Annotated in this window: 18 protein-coding genes; 10 read left to right on the top strand and 8 right to left on the bottom strand. The window is 66.1% G+C overall.

What is annotated here, in order from left to right; all coding sequences use genetic code 11:
* From ACVWW6_RS17480 to ACVWW6_RS17450, 7 genes are all read right to left on the bottom strand, one after another.
* Positions 1 to 690 carry a response regulator gene (locus ACVWW6_RS17480; protein WP_011089514.1) on the bottom strand — a complete coding sequence of 230 codons (690 nt, stop codon included), beginning with the start codon at positions 688 to 690 and terminating at the stop codon, positions 1 to 3.
* Positions 687 to 3,410: a DUF4118 domain-containing protein gene (locus tag ACVWW6_RS17475; protein ID WP_456681123.1), complete on the bottom strand. Its 2,724-nt coding sequence runs from the start codon at positions 3,408 to 3,410 to the stop codon at positions 687 to 689. The genes ACVWW6_RS17480 and ACVWW6_RS17475 overlap by 4 nt, the downstream gene beginning before the upstream one ends.
* A gap of 40 nt (positions 3,411 to 3,450) precedes the next feature.
* The gene (locus tag ACVWW6_RS17470; RefSeq protein ID WP_060908709.1) at positions 3,451 to 4,056 is read right to left on the bottom strand and encodes a K(+)-transporting ATPase subunit C; all 606 of its coding nucleotides are present in this window, start codon (positions 4,054 to 4,056) and stop codon (positions 3,451 to 3,453) included.
* Between the two features lie 177 nt (positions 4,057 to 4,233).
* Complete coding sequence (gene kdpB, locus ACVWW6_RS17465) at positions 4,234 to 6,348, bottom strand: potassium-transporting ATPase subunit KdpB (RefSeq protein WP_271551411.1); 2,115 nt, start codon at positions 6,346 to 6,348, stop codon at positions 4,234 to 4,236.
* A gap of 65 nt (positions 6,349 to 6,413) precedes the next feature.
* Complete coding sequence (gene kdpA, locus ACVWW6_RS17460; RefSeq protein ID WP_456681122.1) at positions 6,414 to 8,117, bottom strand: potassium-transporting ATPase subunit KdpA; 1,704 nt, start codon at positions 8,115 to 8,117, stop codon at positions 6,414 to 6,416.
* Positions 8,118 to 8,229: 112 nt separating this feature from the next.
* Positions 8,230 to 8,319 (bottom strand): K(+)-transporting ATPase subunit F, encoded by a 90-nt coding sequence (locus ACVWW6_RS17455; RefSeq protein WP_038965694.1) that lies wholly within the window; start codon positions 8,317 to 8,319, stop codon positions 8,230 to 8,232.
* Between the two features lie 11 nt (positions 8,320 to 8,330).
* The gene (locus ACVWW6_RS17450) at positions 8,331 to 8,489 is read right to left on the bottom strand and encodes a hypothetical protein (RefSeq protein WP_162494044.1); all 159 of its coding nucleotides are present in this window, start codon (positions 8,487 to 8,489) and stop codon (positions 8,331 to 8,333) included.
* Positions 8,490 to 8,922: 433 nt separating this feature from the next.
* Here ACVWW6_RS17450 and ACVWW6_RS17445 point away from each other — a divergent pair, with 433 nt between their 5' ends.
* The 8 genes from ACVWW6_RS17445 to ACVWW6_RS17410 all read left to right on the top strand — a co-directional run bounded on the left by ACVWW6_RS17445 (position 8,923) and on the right by ACVWW6_RS17410 (position 12,366).
* The gene (locus tag ACVWW6_RS17445; RefSeq protein WP_060912682.1) at positions 8,923 to 9,390 is read left to right on the top strand and encodes a hypothetical protein; all 468 of its coding nucleotides are present in this window, start codon (positions 8,923 to 8,925) and stop codon (positions 9,388 to 9,390) included.
* 40 nt (positions 9,391 to 9,430) lie between these two features.
* Complete coding sequence (locus ACVWW6_RS17440) at positions 9,431 to 9,691, top strand: hypothetical protein (RefSeq protein WP_404521219.1); 261 nt, start codon at positions 9,431 to 9,433, stop codon at positions 9,689 to 9,691.
* A gap of 132 nt (positions 9,692 to 9,823) precedes the next feature.
* Positions 9,824 to 10,078, top strand: a complete 255-nt coding sequence (locus ACVWW6_RS17435; RefSeq protein WP_456681121.1) for a hypothetical protein — start codon at positions 9,824 to 9,826, stop codon at positions 10,076 to 10,078.
* A gap of 25 nt (positions 10,079 to 10,103) precedes the next feature.
* A complete protein-coding gene (gene dapA, locus ACVWW6_RS17430; RefSeq protein WP_456681120.1) occupies positions 10,104 to 11,021 on the top strand; it encodes a 4-hydroxy-tetrahydrodipicolinate synthase in 918 nt (305 codons plus the stop codon).
* Positions 11,022 to 11,048: 27 nt separating this feature from the next.
* On the top strand, positions 11,049 to 11,444 hold the full coding sequence (locus tag ACVWW6_RS17425; RefSeq protein ID WP_028174528.1) for a hypothetical protein: 396 nt from the start codon (positions 11,049 to 11,051) through the stop codon (positions 11,442 to 11,444).
* A gap of 110 nt (positions 11,445 to 11,554) precedes the next feature.
* Positions 11,555 to 11,743: a hypothetical protein gene (locus tag ACVWW6_RS17420; RefSeq protein WP_028174527.1), complete on the top strand. Its 189-nt coding sequence runs from the start codon at positions 11,555 to 11,557 to the stop codon at positions 11,741 to 11,743.
* A 17-nt stretch (positions 11,744 to 11,760) separates the two neighbouring features.
* The gene (locus ACVWW6_RS17415; RefSeq protein ID WP_028174526.1) at positions 11,761 to 12,147 is read left to right on the top strand and encodes a hypothetical protein; all 387 of its coding nucleotides are present in this window, start codon (positions 11,761 to 11,763) and stop codon (positions 12,145 to 12,147) included.
* Between the two features lie 90 nt (positions 12,148 to 12,237).
* The gene (locus ACVWW6_RS17410) at positions 12,238 to 12,366 is read left to right on the top strand and encodes a hypothetical protein (protein WP_018641127.1); all 129 of its coding nucleotides are present in this window, start codon (positions 12,238 to 12,240) and stop codon (positions 12,364 to 12,366) included.
* Here the strand turns inward: ACVWW6_RS17410 and ACVWW6_RS17405 are convergent.
* On the bottom strand, positions 12,335 to 12,601 hold the full coding sequence (locus ACVWW6_RS17405; RefSeq protein WP_210192173.1) for a hypothetical protein: 267 nt from the start codon (positions 12,599 to 12,601) through the stop codon (positions 12,335 to 12,337). The genes ACVWW6_RS17410 and ACVWW6_RS17405 overlap by 32 nt on opposite strands.
* 63 nt (positions 12,602 to 12,664) lie before the next feature.
* On the opposite strand from ACVWW6_RS17405, the gene upp reads away from it, so the two are divergent.
* Together upp and ACVWW6_RS17395 are read left to right on the top strand one after the other, a co-directional pair.
* Positions 12,665 to 13,300, top strand: a complete 636-nt coding sequence (upp, locus tag ACVWW6_RS17400; RefSeq protein ID WP_028174525.1) for a uracil phosphoribosyltransferase — start codon at positions 12,665 to 12,667, stop codon at positions 13,298 to 13,300.
* Between the two features lie 33 nt (positions 13,301 to 13,333).
* Positions 13,334 to 14,908 carry an AMP-binding protein gene (locus ACVWW6_RS17395; protein WP_456681119.1) on the top strand — a complete coding sequence of 525 codons (1,575 nt, stop codon included), beginning with the start codon at positions 13,334 to 13,336 and terminating at the stop codon, positions 14,906 to 14,908.
* Positions 14,909 to 14,913 lie beyond the last annotated feature (5 nt).

Genomic DNA, 14,913 nt, shown 5'->3' with positions numbered 1-14,913 from the left:
TCAATCCCCCGCCTTCAGCCGGTACCCGATCCCCGTCTCCGTCAGCACATATTGCGGACGTTCCGGATCGGCTTCGATCTTCTGGCGGAGCTGGCGGACATAGACGCGGAGATATTGCGCATCCGTCAGCTCGTCCCAAAGCTCCTTGAGCAGGAATCTGTGGGTCAGCACCTTGCCGGCGTGCTGCACCAGCACGCGCAGGAGGTCGTACTCCTTCGGCGACAGCTTGACCTCGCGCTCGCCGACCTTGACGATGCGGCGGACGAGATCGACGGAGAGATCGCCGGTGCGGAATATCGGTCGCTCGCCCTGGACCTGGAGCTGGTGCCGCAGCGCGGCGCGCAGGCGCGCCAGCAGCTCGTCCATCCCGAACGGCTTGGTCAAATAGTCGTCGGCGCCGAGATCGAGCGCCTGCACCTTGCCGGCCTCGTCGCCCCGGCTCGACAGCACCACGATCGGCACCGCTTCGTTGCGGGCCCGGATGGTGCGGAGCAGCTCGTGGCCCTGGATGTCGGGCAGGCCGAGATCGAGGATGATCAGGGCAGGCTCCTCGGTGAGCTTCTCCAGCGCAATCTTGCCGTTTGACGCTTCCAGGATCTCATAGCCCTGCGTCGTCAGCCCCATCCGCAGCAATTTGCGGATCGGTGGCTCGTCGTCGATGACCAGAACCTTGATCGGGGCGGCACTCATGCGGCGGTATCCAATGCGTGGGTCTGTGCCGGAACGGGCAAACGGATGGTGAGGACCGCGCCGCTCCGGTCGCTGCGGTTGGCGGCCGAGATCGTGCCATGCATTGCCTCGACGAAGCCGCGGGAAATGGCGAGCCCGAGCCCGGTGCCGGGACGAACGTGATCGCCCTTCTGCACGCGATAGAACTTGTCGAACACGCTCTCGACCTCGTCCGGCGGAATACCGCTCCCCTCGTCGGTGATCTGGAGCACCACTTGATCTCGCTCGCGCTGGCTCTTGATGGAGATCGTCGTCTCTGCCGGCGAATACTTCGCGGCGTTGTCGAGCAGGTTGAACAGCACCTGCTCGAACAACACGGCATCCAGCTGGAGCATCGGCAGATCGGCGGCCAGCACCAGCTCCACCTTGTGCGCCGTGAGGATCTTGGCTGCCCGCCGGAGCGCGCTGCCGACGATCTCGCTGAGATCATGCAGCGCCGTGTTGGGCACGATGGCGCCGGATTCGAGTTTCGTCATGTCGAGCAGATTGGCGATGAAACGGTTGAGCCGCTCGGATTCGTCGATCACGGTGGCCAGCAGGTCGCGCTTCTCGGTGTCGGACAAGGCACCCGCCAGATCGCGCATGGTGGAGGCCGCCCCCAACACGGAGGCGAGCGGCGTCTTGAGGTCATGCGAAATCGACGTCAGCAGTGCCGAGCGCAGCCGCTCGGATTCGACGGTGCGCTTGACGCGGTCCATGTCCTCGACCAGCAGCACGCGTTCGATCGCGAGCGCGCCCTGGTCGACCAGCGCATCCAGCAGCCGGCGCTGGTCCGGCGTCAGCAGCGGGCCGGTACGGTCGTTGTCGATGCCGATCACCCCGATCGGGCCGCGGCCGGTGCGCATCGGCAGGAACAGCCGTTTCGCACCCGGCAGCGTGTCCGAGCCGCGACCGGCCGGGCGATCATTGCTCCAGGCCCAGTTGGCGGCGGCAAGGTCCGCCTGGTCGAGCTGGTCCTCCGGCGGATAGCCGGACTTCACCGTGAGCAGGCCATCCTCCGGCAGCAACAGCACCACGCGCACCTTCAGCATCAGCGCGATCTGATAGGCCGTCGCCCACAAAACGTCGTCGAGCGTGGCGGTGCCGGCGAGCTTGCGGCTGAAAGCATAGAGCTGCTCGGTGGTCCTGATGCGGCCAATCGCGGTGTCGGCCTGCGTGCGCACGCGCGCGGCGACATTGGAGACGATCATCGCCACCACCATGAACAGGACAAAGGCGGCGACGTTGGTCGGATCGGTGATCGTGAAGGTGTAGATCGGCGGCAGGAAGAAGAAATTATAGGACAGCGAGGCCGCGACGGTGGCGAGCAGCGACGGCCACAGGCCATAGCGGACCGCGACCGCCACCACGGCCGTGAGCAGCACGAGGTCCACGTTCTCGATGCCGAACCTCGGCTGAATCAGCTCGGCAGCGCCGAGGCCGATCAGCACGATGCCGAGCGCCTTCAGATAGGGCAGCGGATCGAACGGCTCCGTCCGCGCCGCGGTCTGCACCGCGGTCTTGGGCGCCGCCTCGCCCGGCACATCGTCGCCGGCGATGACATGAACCGTGATATTGCCGGCACGGCGCACCAGGTCATGCACGACCGAGCCGCGCGTGATCTCGAACCAGCGCGAGCGCGTCGACTTTCCGATCACGATCTGGGTGACGTTGTTGCCCTGTGCGAAATTGACGACGTCGTCGGCGATGCGGCGGCCGACCGCGGGAATCGTCAGTGCCTCGCCGCCCAAGGCTTCGGCGAGCCGCAGCGTGTCGGCGAGCCGGTCGCGCTCCTCATCGGAAAGCTGGAGGGAGCGCCGCGTCTCGATCGAAATCGCGGTAAACGGCGCATGCAGCCGGTCGGCCAGCCGCTTGGTGTAGCGCACGAGGCCGGCGGCGCGCGGATCCTCGCTGACGCAGACGAGAATACGCTCGCCCGCGGCCCAGGGGCCGGCGATGGCATTCGCCTGCATGTGGGTGAGGAGCTGCTCGTCGACCCGTTCGGCTGTCCGCCGCAAAGCGAGCTCGCGCAGCGCGGTCAGATTGCCCGGCGAGAAATAATGCTCCAGTGCCCGCTCGGCCTGCTTGGGGACGTAGACCTTGCCTTCCCTGAGCCGCTGGATCAGGTCATCGGGCGTGAGGTCGATCAGTTCGATCGCATCCGCGCGGTCGAACACCGAGTCCGGCACCGTCTCACGCACCCGGACATGGGTGATCTGGGCGACGACGTCGTTCAGGCTCTCGATGTGCTGGATGTTGACGGCGGTGTAGACGTCGATGCCGTGGGAGAGCAGCTCCTCGACGTCGAGATAGCGCTTGGGATGGCGGCTGCCGGCCGCGTTGGTGTGGGCGAGCTCGTCGACCAGCGCGATTTGCGGCCGGCGCGCGATCACCGCGTCGAGGTCCATCTCCTCGATCGTCTGGCCGCGGTAGTCGAGCCTCTTGCGCGGGACGACTTCGAGCCCCCGCACCAGCGCCTCGGTCTCGGCGCGGCCATGGGTCTCGACGAAGCCGACCACGACGTCGATGCCGGCCTTGCGCTTGGCATGGGCACTTTGCAGCATCTCGTAGGTCTTGCCGACGCCGGGAGCCGCGCCGACGAAAATCTTCAGCTTGCCGCTCGCGCTTTCCTCCCGGCGCGCGGCTTCCAGCAGTGCCTCGGGAGACGGACGTTGTTCGGAATCGCGGCGCTCTCGGACCATTTTGCCAATATAATCATCTGCGCACCGGGAGCCTAGACCGCTACTTGGCGGCGGCGCGATCGAGCGCGAGATTCAACGCCAATACGTTAACGCGCGGTTCGCCAAGCAGGCCGAGCAGACGGCCCTGGACGTTGGAAGCCACAAGCTGCTTCACCGCCTCTTCCGGCATATTCCGGGCCTTGGCAACGCGCGGCACCTGGAATTGCGCGGCTTCCGGCGAGATATCCGGATCGAGGCCGCTGGCAGACGTCGTCACTAGGTCGACCGGCACGGCGGCGTTCGGATTCTCCGCCTTCAGCTTGTCCACGTCTTCCTTCAGCCGGTCGGCCAGCGCCTTGCTGGTCGGGCCGAGATTGGAGCCGCCCGAGTTGGCGGCGTTGTAGGGCGCCGAGACGGTCTTGGTCGAATCATTCGGGTCCGGCGCCAGGGTCGCCGAGGGGCGGCCGTGGAAATATTTGTCGTCCTTGAACTCCTGCCCGATCAGGGCGGAGCCGATCACCTTGCCATCCCTCTCGATCAGGCTGCCTTGCGCCTGCGCGGGGAAGAGCATGCCGACGATGCCGGTCATCGCGAGCGGATAAGCAAGGCCCGTGATGGCGGTTAACACCAGCAGGAGGACGATGGCGGGGCGGATTTCTCTGAGCATATCAAATCTCCAGTTATTTCGTCATTGCGAGCGAAGCATCTCTGTCGTCGTTCCGGGGCGATGCAAGGCATCGAACCCGGAACCTCGAGATTCTCAGGTGCGCAATTGCGCACCGTAGTTCGCCTCTTCGAGGCGCCCCGGAATGACAGAGAGAATTTGCTCCTCGCATGACAACGATCAGGCCAGGTGCAAGGCGACGACGACAAGGTCGATCGCCTTGATCCCGATGAAGGGAATGACGATGCCGCCAAGCCCGTAGATCAGCAGGTTACGTCGCAACAGTGCGCCGGCCCCGACGGCGCGGTAGGCGACGCCCTTCAGCGCGAGCGGAATCAGCGCGATGATGACAAGCGCGTTGAAGATGATCGCCGACAGGATGGCGCTCTGCGGGCTCGACAGGTTCATGACGTTGAGCACGTTGAGCTGCGGGTAGAACGCCAAAAACATCGCCGGGATGATCGCAAAGTATTTTGCGACGTCGTTGGCAATCGAGAACGTGGTCAGCGCGCCGCGCGTCATCAGCAGTTGCTTGCCGATCTCGACCACCTCGATCAGCTTGGTCGGGTTGGAATCGAGATCGACCATGTTGCCGGCCTCGCGGGCCGCCTGCGTGCCGGTGTTCATTGCGACGCCGACATCGGCCTGGGCGAGCGCCGGCGCATCATTGGTGCCGTCGCCGCACATCGCCACCAGCTTGCCCTTGGCCTGCTCGTCGCGGATCAGCTTGAGCTTGTCCTCGGGCGTTGCCTGCGCCAGGAAATCGTCGACGCCGGCTTCCGCCGCGATCGCGGCGGCCGTCATCGGGTTGTCGCCGGTGATCATGATGGTGCGGATGCCCATGCGGCGCAGCTCGGCAAAGCGCTCGCGGATGCCGCCCTTGACGATATCCTTGAGCTGGATGACGCCGAGCAGCTTGCCGTCCTTCGCGACGGCCAGCGGCGTGCCGCCGGCTTTCGAGATCTCGTCGGCGATGATCTGGATCTCGCGGCCGACCTCCGAGAGCTCCGCAGGCTGGATCGCCCGTGCGGTGTTGCCGGAAGCCACCGCCAGCGGCGCGCCGCCTCCGACATAGTTCAGCATGGCATCGACCGCGCCCTTGCGCACCGACGCGCCGCCGGCATCGACGCCGCTCATGCGGGTCTGCGCCGTGAACGGGATGAAGGTCGCCCCGAGCTCGGCCATGTCGCGGCCGCGAATGCCGTACTTCTCCTTCGCCAGCACGACGATGGAGCGGCCTTCCGGCGTCTCGTCGGCGAGCGAGGCGAGCTGGGCTGCGTCGGCCAGCTCCTGCTCGGTCACGCCGCGAACGGGGCGGAACGCGGTCGCCTGACGATTGCCGAGCGTGATCGTTCCGGTCTTGTCGAGCAGCAGCGTGTCGACGTCGCCGGCCGCCTCGACGGCGCGGCCCGACATCGCCAGCACGTTGAAGCGCACCAGGCGGTCCATGCCGGCAATGCCGATCGCCGACAGCAGCGCACCGATCGTGGTCGGAATCAGCGTCACGAACAGCGCGACCAGCACGACCACCGAGATCGAGCCGCCGGCATAGGCCGCATAGCTCGGAATCGTGACGGTGGCGAACACGAAGATGATGGTGAGGCCGGCGAGCAGGATGTTGAGCGCGATCTCGTTCGGCGTCTTCTGACGCTCGGCGCCCTCGACCAGCTTGATCATGCGATCGATGAAGGTCGAGCCCTGCGCGGCGGTGATGCGGACGCGGATCCAGTCCGACAGCACCTGCGTGCCGCCCGTCACCGCCGAGCGGTCGCCACCTGACTCGCGGATGACGGGCGCGGATTCGCCGGTGATGGCGGCCTCGTTGACGGAGGCGACGCCCTCGATCACCTCGCCGTCGGAGGGAATGGTGTCCCCCGCTTCGACCAGCACGATGTCGCCGACCTTCAGGCTCGTACCCGGAACCAGCTTGAAGGCCTGGCCGGTGCCGGTGAGCAGCTTGGCCTGGCTCTCGGTGCGGGTCTTGCGCAGCGATTCAGCCTGCGCCTTGCCGCGGCCTTCGGCGACCGCCTCGGCGAAGTTCGCAAACAGCACGGTGAACCAGAGCCAGAGGATGATCTGGAACGTGAAGCCGAGATTCGCGCCGCCGGTGACGAGGTCGCGCAGGAAGATCACGGTGGTGAGCGCGGCCACGATCTCGACCACGAACATCACGGGATTCTTCACCATCAGTCGCGGGTCGAGCTTGGTGAAGGAGGCGCGGATCGCGGGCACTACGATCCTGGGATCGAGCATCGCCGATACGGCAGCACGTTTTTGCAGTTTCATCGTATCCATGGAGGTCACTCCAAACCAATCGGAAGATTGTCGATCAGAAGACTTGTCGATCAGAAGACTTGCGGTCAGAAGACTTGGCCGGCGTTCATCGCGAGGTGCTCGACGATGGGGCCGAGTGCGAGGGCCGGAAAGAACGTCAAGCCGCCGATGATCAGGATGACGCCGACAACAAGGCCGACGAACAGCCCGCCCGTGGTCGGGAAGGTGCCCGCCGACGGAGGGATCGATTTCTTGGCGGCGAGCGAGCCCGCGATCGCCATCGCCGGAACGATCATGAAGAAGCGGCCGACGAACATCGCGCTTGCCAGCGTGAGGTTGTAGAAGAGGGTGTTACCGGTCAGGCCCGCGAAGGCCGAGCCGTTGTTGCCGGTCGCCGACGTGAAGGCATAGAGCACCTCGGTGAAACCGTGCGGACCGGCGTTGGCCATGGAGGCGACCGCCGCCGGATAGACCACACCGACCGCGGTCCAGCCGAGATACATCAGCGGCAGCACCAGGATCGCGAGCATCGCCATCTTGACCTCGCGCGCCTCGATCTTCTTGCCGACATATTCCGGCGTGCGGCCGACCATCAGGCCGGCCACGAAGATCGCGAGCACGACGAACAACAGCATGCCGTAGAGGCCTGCGCCGACGCCGCCGACGATGATCTCGCCGAGCTGCATGTTGATCAGCGGGATCATGCCGCCGAGCGCGGTAAAGCTGTCATGCATGGCGTTGACCGCACCGCAGGAGGCGGCCGTCGTGATCACGGCGAACAGGGAGGACGCGACGAGGCCGAAGCGAACCTCCTTGCCTTCCATGTTGCCGCCGGTCAGGCCCAGCGCATGCATGGTCGAGGTGCCGTTGGCTTCCGCCCAGTAGGTGACCGCGACACCGGCGACGAACAGCACGCCCATCACGGCGAGGATCGCCCAGCCCTGGCGCTGGTTGCCGACCATGCGGCCAAACACGTTGGTGAGCGCAGCCCCGAGCGCGAAGATCGACAGCATCTGCACGAAGTTCGACAGCGCGGTCGGGTTCTCGAAGGGATGCGCGGCGTTGGCGTTGAAGAAGCCGCCGCCATTGGTGCCGAGCATCTTGATCGCGACCTGCGAGGCGACCGGGCCGACCGCGATGGTCTGCTTGGCGCCTTCGAGCGTGGTGGCCTCGACATAGTCGCCGAGCGTCTGCGGAATGCCCTGCCAGACCAGGAACAGCGTGTAGACGACGCAGATCGGCAGCAACACGTAGAGGGTACAGCGCGTCACGTCGACCCAGAAATTGCCGACCGTGCGCACCGGGGCGCGCGAGAAGCCGCGAATCAGGGCCATCGCCAGCGCGATGCCGGTGGCCGCCGACAGGAAGTTCTGGTGCGTCAGGCCGAGCATCTGCACGAGATAGGACAGCGTGCTCTCGCCGCCGTAGTTCTGCCAGTTGGTGTTGGTGATGAAGGAGATCGCGGTATTGAAGGAGAGATCCTGCGCCACCGCCGACTGCCCGGCCGGATTGAAGGGCAGCACGGCCTGGAGCCGCATCACGCCGTAGATGACCAGGAAGCCGCCGACATGGAACAGCAGCATGGCGACCGTGTAGGTCAGCCAATGCTGCTCGCGCCTCTCATCGACGCCGGAGATCCAGTAGATCCCGGCTTCGATCGGACGCAGCACCGGCGACAGGAAGGTCCGCTCGCCGTTGAACACGCGCGTCATGTACCAGCCGAGCGGCTTGGTCAGCGCGACGATAATGACGCAGAAAAGAATGATCTGGAGCCAACCGATCATGGTCATGGCATTAACCCTTCAGGCTTTGTGTCCGGCGCAAGAGCGGCAGGAGCAGCGCAAGCAGGCCCGCGACGAGTGCGACGTCCGCCAGCAGCAATTCGGCAAGCAGCAGCACGGTTCAGAACCGCTCGGGCCGCAGCAGTGCATAAGTGAGGTAGAACAGGAGGCCGAAGGAGACGGCACCGGCGAGCGCATAATCGAAGATCATGGTGTGCTCCATCACAGCCGTTCGCAGGCGTAGGTGTAGCCGATCGCGAGGGCAAAGAAGACGAAGCCCAGCGCCAGCATCAGAATGTCCATCATGGCGATACTCCTCAATGCGAGACGATCTCCGGCATTGCCCGCCGGCGGGCCGCTTGCTGCGAGCGAATGCAACACGTGTCTCTCCCGGCCGGGAAACGTCACCGCGCCGAAGTGCCACCGCGCACATAGGTTTTCGAGATGAGGCCTATGGCGACGTTATAGGAATCTCATAAAGGCCGGCCCGTCGTAGCCGCCGGCCGTGTGACACGGACGACGCATTCCAGGCGATCGTTCCAGGCAGGCCGCGCAGCGACGCGATCCACCAACGCTTTCGCCTCCCGTTGTTACGGCGGGCCGGCGCCGAGGTCTTTTCAAAAAGCCCTGCTTCTATAAGCCTCCACCTACGACCGAGACGGCAGGCGAGGATCTGTCGGTCTTACCCGGAAGAATCCGGGCACTTATGAAATCCCTATATCTCTCGCCCGATCCCCATCTCGTTTTCAAATGCCCTCCCGGCCATCTTGGCAATGCCGGCCGACTGACCGACACCAACTCCGGGAGGCCTGACATGACCGCCGCTCTCCGACGTCTCGACCCACCATCCCTCAGCCAGCGGCTTCACGCGGCGCCGGCGATGACGCGACCGCTGATGCACGACGTCATCGATTATGCTTGCCGGCGTATCCCCTCGCTCGGCCAGAACGAACGCACCACGCGCGTCATGCGCCTGATCGACGCCGAGGCCTGGGCCGATGCGGCGCTGGCGCTGATCGAGCTCGAGCTGCCGCTATGGCAGGTCCGCCGCATCGCCTATGACGAGGGCGAGTGGCACTGCGCGCTCTCGCGCGAGCGTGAGCTGCCGGACTGGCTCGACGCTGCGGTCGAGGCACGCCACGCCGACCTCGCACTGGCCTTGCTGTCGGCATTCGTCGAGGTCCGGGCATTGGCCGTGGACGTATCGCGGCCGAGCGTTCCCTCCGTTCGTCCTGTGCCGGATCCGCTCTACGAGCCGGTCGCCTGCGACAATTTCGGCTAGAGCAGCCTGACGGGTTCACACCTTGTCGCAAGCTCCGGACATGCCGCACAAGCTGAGCCCGGCGCGCGTGATCGCACGCTTCGCCGTCCGCATCGCGCTGCTCGCCGCCTTTGCCGCATTCGGTAGCGTCGGTTTCGGCCGAAGCCTTGCCGTTCTGCTCTGGATGTCGATCATCCTGTGCGCGCTCGCCGGCCTCGTCAGACGCGAAGCGCTGTTCGGCGCTGCCCTCAATCATTGGGACGAAGCTGCTGCATTCGGCGCGCTCTTCGCGCTGGTCCACATTGCCAATGATGTGACCTGAGCGGTCGGCTTTATGACCTTCCTATGAGATCACCGCGCACCCGCCCTCGAAATCATATTCGCGAGACGGGATATTGAGCGCGCAGGCAGGGACGTGCATCCCGCGCCGGCGTCGTTCAGAAGGAATACATCCGTGAAACTCGTCGACCCTCCCTCGTACACCTCCACCTCAACCATCGTCCTCATCGGCCGCAACCGCCGGGGACAATGGGTCGCGCAGGAGCAGAACGGCCTCTATGGCGGCTTGTTCGTCAGCCGCGCCCAGGCCGTCAAATATGCGCTGTTCGAGAACGGACAGCATCCGGAGACCATCGTCGAGCTGCCGCGCGAGATCGAGCTCGACATGGGCAAGAGCCCCAACGCCATCGTCTCGCAGCGCGCCGCCTGAGCCGGCGCCATCCGGCGGAAAAGCCATGTTCACTCCTCCTGCTGCCTGGTTCACAGGCTTCATTCCGGACCTGCCGACGCCGCTCGACGCGGCTGACGCAATCGATCTCAAGGCGTTCGCCGCGCTCTGCGAGCGCCAGGTCGCGGCTGGCGTCCCCGCGATCGTGGTCTGCGAGACGGCCGGCGAGGCGCCGACGCTCTCCCCGGCCGAGCAGGAGCTCGTCATTCGCGCCGCGGCGGACGTCGCCCGCAGCCGGGTGCGGATCATCGCCGGCGCGATGTCGAACGCGACCAGCCAGGCCATCGCGCTCGCGCGGCGTGCGGAGGCCGCCGGCGCCGATGCCGTGATGGCGGTGGTGCCGGCCTACAACAAGCCGATGCAGGAGGGGATGCTCGCGCATTTCCGGGCCATCGCCGGTGCAACCGGCCTGCCCGTGATCCTGCACGATATTCCCTCTCGCACGCTGCGCCCGCTCGCCGACGAGACGCTGGTGCGTCTCGTCGAATCCCGCCAGTTCGTCGGCCTGCGCGATGGAAGCTGCGACATCACCCGCCCGATGCGCCTCGCCCGGTTGCTCCCGGCCGGCTTTCGCGTGCTCTCCGGCGACGACGTCACCGCCTTCGGCTACATCGCAAGCGGCGGCGACGGCGCGATCTCGGAAGTCTCCAACATCGCCCCCGATCTGTGCCGCATGATCTTCTCGCAGGTCAGGCAAGGCCGCTTGCAATCGGCACGGTACCTGCACAGGCGCCTCGTCCCGCTCATCACATGCCTCTCCAAGGACAGCCCGGCGGCGCTCAAGAGCGCGCTGAGCGTGCTGGGCCTGATGTCGCCGGCGACGAGGCTGCCGATCGTGCCGCTGGACGCGGCCGCGCAGCGGGAGGTGGTACGCGCCTTCGCCGCGATCGCCGACGAGGAGTTGATCGACCGCGTCGGCGCCTGACGCCTCGCGCAGTCGTTCGGATCTCGCATGCCGCCATCAGTTGAAGATCATCGGAGGCTGCTCGGCGCCTGGCAGCTGGCGATCCTGCGCTTTGCCGTGACGCTGAGCGACTCCGACAGGCACAATGTCGCCGCACTCGCGGTTGAACTCGATCGTCTCGGCGGCCGGCGCAGCGGCGAGGACTCGCTGCACTTCTTCCGGCGCACCAGCTCCCGTCTCTGCGCGGCCATCGACGGCCGGCAGCAAGACGCGGAGGCGACCCTGGACTGCTTCTGCAAGCAGATCGAGGAGCCGCGGCTGCGGCTCGCCTTCGCCGCCGCCGTCGGGCTGGCGCGTTCGAAGCCTGCGCGATCCAAACCGCAACCGAAACGCGACCAAAACCTCTTCAGAGGACTGCTGGCGCGACCGCCGGCGCCTTTATGACTTTCCTATACGGCAACTGCGGCGGTCACCTCGCAATCATACGCAGCGGTGGCCATCATACGGGACAGATCGGAGCGGCCGTCTCGCCACTCCGGATAAGGACTGAAAAAATGTCGATCCTGACACATGGCCTTGACCGCCCCTTCGTGCCTGGGCGTTCGGCGCGCATCTCCGAGGCACGCAAGGCGCAGCTCAAAGGTTTCGCTCTCGGCACACTGACGCTGCTCTCGATGGGTAGCGTGCTCACCGCGCTGATCGCGCTGAGGACCGCAATCTATGTCTGGCACATGCACGGCTGACCCGCAGGGAGGCCCCTATGACCTTGCAGATGTGCGAGGAAGCCGCCATGGCCGCAATTGCGCTTCAGGCTTCCCGTCGCCGCCCCGACACCAGGCAGGCGGCGGCGCTCAAGCCACTCGATCCGGATGTCGTCAGCGCCGCCATTCCCGCGTTCTTCATTGGACGCAACAGCGCCGGCCTCTGGGTCGCGCGCGAAGCGAACGGACGTGTCGGCGGCCTGTTCCTGTTCAAGAGCTCGGCGGTGGATTTCGCCAACCGTCAGAGCGCGCCGGCGCGGTGCGCGCTGGTGTTTCCCGCCGAGACCTTCGAGCTCGACATCGAGAACCGCGGCAATCCGCTGATTGTGCTCGCGGAGGGAGCGAGGCAGCTTCTTGCACGCGTGACCGCGAGACGGCGGACATGATCGAGCTCAAGATCGCGATCCTGGTTGTGTTGATGGGAGCATTGCTGCTCGGCATGCGCATCGGCGCGGCGCCCGCCCCGGACAAGTAGCGTGCAGCTCCTCAAGGGAAATCTCGAGCACGCAGTCACCACGACGATCCTGACCATGACGCTGAGCCTGGTCTGGGGCGCGGTCCTGACGATCGTGATCACGCTCGTCGCGCGGGGGCTCGGGGTCTAGCCTTTACCTCTTCACGCGCCAGTTCCGCCGCCGTGACCTCGATCGGCCGGCCGCTGCGTTCGACGCGCGCCTGGATCAGCGCGCCCTGGAGCGCCGACGTGCAGAGCACGGCAAGCGCCTGCGCCAGCCGGCCATGGACGCCATGCGGACGGCGATCGAGCGTGAATTGACCATGGCTGCCTACGAGGCGAGCAGCCGTGCCCGCAAGGAGGTCGCGATGCCGGCTTGAGGCCACGTATCCCGCGGAAAATACCCGGCCGATCTGGCGCAATTTCACGGAACCGTGTAGAGCGGTTTCATGAGCACAAGCAGCGTCAACGTCGTCGCCCACCCTCTGGTCCAGCACAAGCTCTCGCTGATGCGGGAGAAGGACCGCTCGACCAAGAGCTTTCGCGAGATCCTGAACGAGATCGGGATGCTGCTCGGCTACGAGGTGACGCGCGACCTGCCGCTGGAGCTGGTCGAGATCGAGACGCCGATCGCATCGATGCGGGCGCCGAAGATCGCCGGCAAGAAGCTCACGCTGGCGCCGATCCTGCGCGCCGGCGTCGGCTTCCTCGACGGCATGCTGGCGCTGATGCCCTCGGCGCGCATTGCCCATATCGGGCTCTACCGCGACCCCGAAACATTGCAGGCCGTGGAATATTACTTCAAGGCGCCGCAGGACCTGTCCGACCGCACCGTGATCCTGATGGACCCGATGCTGGCGACCGGCAACTCGGCCTGCGCCGGCGCGTCCCTGCTCAAGAACCGCGGCGCCCGCGACATCCGCTTCGTGTGCCTTCTGGCCGCGCCGGAAGGCATCGCGCAGTTCCAGAGCGAACATCCCGACGTGCCGATCTGGACCGCCGCAATCGACGAGCGGCTCAACGACCACGGCTACATCGTGCCGGGCCTGGGCGATGCCGGCGACCGGATGTTCGGCACCAAGTAGACAGTTTTGCGCGATCGGGTTACTCCGGGCGCCATGAGCTCCAACGAATTTTCGCTGCAATCGCTGATCTGCACCGAGGCCTTCGCGGATCCCGCCTTCGTGTTCGACGGCACGCCGGTCTCGCGCGCGGAATTCTCGGCAAATATCGAAAAGACCGCGGCCTGGCTTGCTGCGCAGGGTGTCGGCAAGGGCGACGTCGTCGCGGTCTGGCTGGTCAACCGGATCGAATGGGTCGCGCTGCTGTTCGCCGCCGCCCGCCTCGGTGCGATCGTCTCCGCCGTCAATACCCGCTACCGCAGCGCGGAAGTCGCCCATCTGCTTCGCTTGTCCGGCGCCAGGCTGATGGTGGTCGAGGCCGCGTTCCGCTCGATCGACTTTGCCGCCATCCTCGCCGATATCGCCAAGGACGAGGTGCCCGCGCTGCGACAGCTTGCAGTGGTCGGCGCGGATACGATCCCGGCGCACTGGCCGTGTGTACGGTTCGATGCGTTCGACCAACCCTATCCGCCGGCCCCGCCCGCCCAGGATGACGTCGACCTCCCCGTGCTGCTCTACACCACGTCGGGCACGACCAAGGGACCGAAGCTCGTCGCGCATTCGCAGCGGACGCTGGCCGCGCACGCCGCCGCCGTCGCCAGGGCGCTAAGCCTCGCGCCGCAAAACCATTCGCTCCTCGCCATGCTGCCGTTCTGCGGCACCTTCGGCATGACGAGCCTGCTCGGCTTCATCGCGGCGGGCGCGACCATCCATGTGCTCGACGCCTTCGAAGCGGCGCCGGCGCTGAAGATCCTCGGCGAGCATGAGATCACCCACGCCTTCGGCTCCGACGAGATGTTTCGCCGCATCCTCGCCCTCACCGACGTGGCCCGTCCCTTCCCCCGTGCCGAGGTGTTCGGCTTCGCTGCGTTCCAGCCCGGCTGGCGTGAGCTTGCCGCGGAGGCCGAGGCGCGCGGCATGCCGCTTTACGGCCTCTACGGTTCGAGCGAGGTGCAGGCCCTGTTCTCGATCGGCCGCGCCAGCGACGCGTTCGCCGACCGGATCGAGGGCGGCGGCCGGCCGATGTCGCCGGAGGCCGGGGTCCGCGTCCGCGACACCGAGACCGGCGAACTCGCAGCTCCCGGCGTCTCCGGCGAGATCGAGATCAGCGCGCCGTCACGCTTCCTCGGCTACTTCAACAATCCCGACGCCACGCGCGACGCGATTACCGCGGACGGCTTCTTCCGCACCGGCGACATCGGCCGGCGGCGCGGCGACGGCTCCTTCGTCTACGAGACCCGCGCGGGCGATGCGATGCGGCTCGGCGGCTTCCTTGTCGCGCCCGGCGAGATCGAGGACGAGCTCAAGTCCTGCGCAGGTGTTGCCGACGCCCAGGTCGTCGCGGTCGACCTGAAGGGAAACGCACGCTGCGTCGCTTTTGTGATTCCAGCAGGGGAGCCGCCTCAACAGGAGATGCTGGTCGCGCACCTGCGCGAACGGCTCGCCGGGTACAAGGTGCCGGCACGAATCTATATCGTCGACGCTTTCCCCGTCACCGACAGCGCCAACGGTGTGAAAATCCAGCGCGCCCGGCTTCGCGCCATGGCGATGGAACGGATTGCCGCCGAATAGGCCGG

Source organism: Bradyrhizobium sp. USDA 3311 (genome assembly GCF_054062495.1).
This window is presented reverse-complemented; position numbering and strand designations above follow the sequence as displayed.